The sequence below is a fragment of the Roseateles sp. P5_E11 genome, from assembly GCF_054049355.1.
In genome coordinates this window covers 1-2,365 of the sequence record NZ_JBFUMO010000746.1, presented here as the reverse complement: position 1 = coordinate 2,365, position 2,365 = coordinate 1, and the positions used below count along the sequence as shown (strand labels likewise).

General features: G+C 63.7%; 3 protein-coding genes and 1 pseudogene. All 4 read right to left on the bottom strand.

Annotated features, from left to right (window positions below):
* On the bottom strand, positions 1 to 843 hold an 843-nt coding region (gene gltA, locus ACXJKR_RS30050; RefSeq protein WP_457325958.1), incomplete at its 3' end, for a citrate synthase.
* A gap of 33 nt (positions 844 to 876) precedes the next feature.
* On the bottom strand, positions 877 to 1,161 hold the full coding sequence (locus ACXJKR_RS30045) for an FAD assembly factor SdhE (protein WP_457325957.1): 285 nt from the start codon (positions 1,159 to 1,161) through the stop codon (positions 877 to 879).
* Between the two features lie 2 nt (positions 1,162 to 1,163).
* Positions 1,164 to 1,865, bottom strand: a complete 702-nt coding sequence (locus ACXJKR_RS30040; protein ID WP_457325955.1) for a succinate dehydrogenase iron-sulfur subunit — start codon at positions 1,863 to 1,865, stop codon at positions 1,164 to 1,166.
* A gap of 28 nt (positions 1,866 to 1,893) precedes the next feature.
* A pseudogene (locus ACXJKR_RS30035) lies at positions 1,894 to 2,365 on the bottom strand (succinate dehydrogenase/fumarate reductase flavoprotein subunit); the annotation flags it as partial.

Below are 2,365 nucleotides of genomic sequence, written 5' to 3'. Positions count from 1 at the left end.
GCCCAGCATGTTCAGGCAGGCCTCGTTGGCGCCGCCGTGCGCGGGGCCCCACAGGCAGGCCACGCCGGCCGCGATGGCCGCGAACGGGTTGGTGCCCGACGAACCGCACAGGCGCACGGTCGAGGTCGACGCGTTCTGCTCATGGTCGGCATGCAGCGTGAAGATGCGGTCCATGGCGCGCACCAGCACCGGGTTGGGGCTGTAGTCCTCGCAAGGCGTGGCAAACATCATGCGCATGAAGTTGCCGGCGTAGCTGAGGTCGTTCTTCGGGTAGATGTAGGGCTGGCCGACGGTGTACTTGTAGGCCATGGCCACAAGCGTGGGCATCTTGGCGATCAGGCGGATGGCCGAGATCTCGCGGTGCTCGGGGTTATTGATGTCGGTGCTGTCGTGATAGAACGAGGACATCGCACCCACCAGGCCCGTCATGACGGCCATCGGGTGGGCGTCACGGCGAAAACCCCGCAGGAAGAACTGCATCTGCTCATTGACCATGGTGTGGTGCATCACACGGTCTTCGAAGTTGGCCTTCTCGGCCGCGTTCGGCAGCTCTCCGTAAAGCAGCAGGTAGCAGGTCTCGAGGTAGTCGCAGTTCACCGCGAGCTGCTCGATGGGGTAGCCGCGGTAGAGCAGCTCACCCTTGTCGCCGTCGATGTAGGTGATGGTCGAGTTGCACGACGCCGTCGACAGGAAGCCGGGGTCGTAGGTGAACTTGCCGGTCTGCGCGTAGAGCTTGCGGATGTCGATGACATCCGGGCCGATGCTGCCCTTGTACAGGGGCAGGTCCATCGAGGGGCTGCCGTCGGAGAACGACAGGGTGGCTTTCACGTCGGACGGGGTCATGGTGCAGTCCTTTGAGGCTTTGAAAAACTGGTGTCAGGTGCGCAGATCGGCGAGCACGCCTCGCACGGCAATGGTGTCGATTTCACCACTGGGTTCCTTGCGGCGCAGTAACAGATCCAAAAGGTCGTTGTCGGCCAGGTCCATCAGCGCAGTCAGGCCTTCGGCATGGCTGAGGCTGATGCCTTCGGGATGACGGTTGAAGAAGCGCTCGATGAAGATGTCGTTCTCCAGCAGGCCCCGACGGCAGCGCCAGCGCAGCTTGGACAGCGCACGTTCGTCGATCATTTCAGCGATCAGGGCCTCTACTGCTTCAGCCATCGTCAGACCGCGCGGCGGACCATCAATTCCTTGATTTTGCCGATGGCCTTCGTGGGGTTCAGGCCCTTGGGGCAGACGTCCACGCAGTTCATGATGGTGTGGCAGCGGAACAGGCGGTACGGGTCTTCGAGGTTGTCCAGGCGCTCCGCGGTGGCTTCGTCGCGGCTGTCGGCGATGAAGCGGTAGGCCTGCAAGAGACCTGCCGGGCCGACGAACTTGTCGGGGTTCCACCAGAAGCTCGGGCAGCTCGTCGAGCAGCTCGCGCACAGGATGCACTCGTACAGGCCGTCCAGCTCCTCGCGCTCGACGGGCGACTGCAGCCGCTCCTTGTCGGGCGGGATGTTGTCGTTGACGAGATAGGGCTTGATCGAGTGGTACTGCTTGAAGAACTGCGTCATGTCGACGATGAGGTCGCGCACGACGGGCAGGCCCGGCAGCGGCTTCAACGTGATGGTGCCCGGCAGCGTCAGCATATTGGTCAGGCAGGCCAGACCGTTCTTGCCGTTGATGTTCATCGCGTCCGAGCCGCAGACGCCTTCGCGGCAGGAGCGGCGGAAGGACAGCGTCGGGTCGACGGCCTTCAGCTTGACCAGGGCGTCGAGCAGCATGCGCTCATGGCCATCCAGCTCGACCTCGAGAGTCTGCATGTAGGGCTTGGCGTCCTTGTCGGGGTCGTAGCGGTAGATCTGGAAGGTGCGCTTCATGATGTCTTGATCCTTGCTCGGCGCGGCGTCAGAAGGTACGGACCTTCGGGGGCACCGACTCAACCGTCAGCGGCGTGAGATTGACAGGCTTGTAGTCCAGGCGGTTGCCTTCRGAGTACCACAGCGTGTGCTTCATCCAGTTCGCGTCGTCGCGGTTCGGGTAGTCGTTGTGCGCGTGGGCGCCACGGCTCTCGGGGCGGGCGGCGGCCGAGATCATCGTGGCCTGGGCGGCTTCGATGAGGTTCTCGACTTCCAGCGCTTCGACACGGGCCGTGTTGAAGACCTTGGACTTGTCCTTCAGGCCGATGCTGCCGACACGCTTGGCGATTTCCTTGATCTTGGCCACGCCTTCGTCCATCGACGCCTGCGTGCGGAACACGCCGGCGTGCAGCTGCATGGCGGCGCGGATGTCGTTGGCGACGTCCTGCGAGTACTCGCCATTGGTGGCCGAATCCAGGCGCGCCAGGCGGGCCAGGGTCTTGTCGGCGGCGTCCTTGGGC

Coding starts and splice junctions, on each gene's coding strand:
- ACXJKR_RS30045 (WP_457325957.1), bottom strand. CDS start 1,161: ATGGCTGAAGCAGTAGAGGCCCTGATCGCTGAAATGATCGACGAACGT.
- ACXJKR_RS30040 (WP_457325955.1), bottom strand. CDS start 1,865: ATGAAGCGCACCTTCCAGATCTACCGCTACGACCCCGACAAGGACGCC.